Origin of the sequence: Pseudomonas syringae group sp. J309-1 (assembly GCF_032582135.1) — a bacterium.
GTDB lineage: Bacteria > Pseudomonadota > Gammaproteobacteria > Pseudomonadales > Pseudomonadaceae > Aquipseudomonas > Aquipseudomonas quasicaspiana.
The window spans coordinates 1-519 of the sequence record NZ_JAWHNU010000167.1 but is presented as its reverse complement, the minus strand read 5'-3'; the positions used below and the strand labels follow the sequence as shown (position 1 = coordinate 519).

Here is a 519-nt window from a genome sequence, read left to right as displayed (position 1 = left end):
CGCCGGACATGAGCAATCATGCTGGCACCAATTCGGCGCTAATCGACTGCGCGATCGCCGGTGACGACATCACATCATCCATCGCCGCCGTCTCCCATCCGGATGACTACATGCCGGACGAGTCGGCCTTCCCGCTATGGCCCCCGGGGACGGTGCGATGATAGACCCTCCGGAAAGCTGCGTTCTGCTCGCGCACATGGCAGTCGCGCAAGCCGAGACGCAGCGCCATCTCGGCCTCATCGAGCGTCAGATCGCAGCACGCGCCGAACGTCTGACGATCACAGATCGGGCGAAGCGCCGGCACCAGACCTATGGCGCATCGAGCTGGACAAAAGCAGACGAGCGGGTGTTTAAGGAGCATCTCGCGGAGCTCACGCTGGCCCGTCGCGGCGAGATCGACGCTCTCACGCGCAAGCTCGATCGGCAGGAGAACGCGATTGCCGAGTTTCAGTCGCGGCATCACGTCTCCGCCGCGCACGGGTAAGGAGGCAGAGCATTGCACCAATCGGGGGTGCAAAC

At 63.8% G+C, this 519-nt stretch carries 1 protein-coding gene; it reads left to right on the top strand.

The features are described 5' to 3' along the window. The first annotated feature begins 157 nt into the window (after window positions 1–157). The gene (locus RX972_RS29265) at window positions 158–484 is read left to right on the top strand and encodes a hypothetical protein (protein ID WP_316880794.1); all 327 of its coding nucleotides are present in this window, start codon (window positions 158–160) and stop codon (window positions 482–484) included. The last annotated feature ends 35 nt before the right edge of the window (window positions 485–519 follow it).

Coding starts and splice junctions, on each gene's coding strand:
- RX972_RS29265 (WP_316880794.1), top strand. CDS start 158: ATGATAGACCCTCCGGAAAGCTGCGTTCTGCTCGCGCACATGGCAGTC.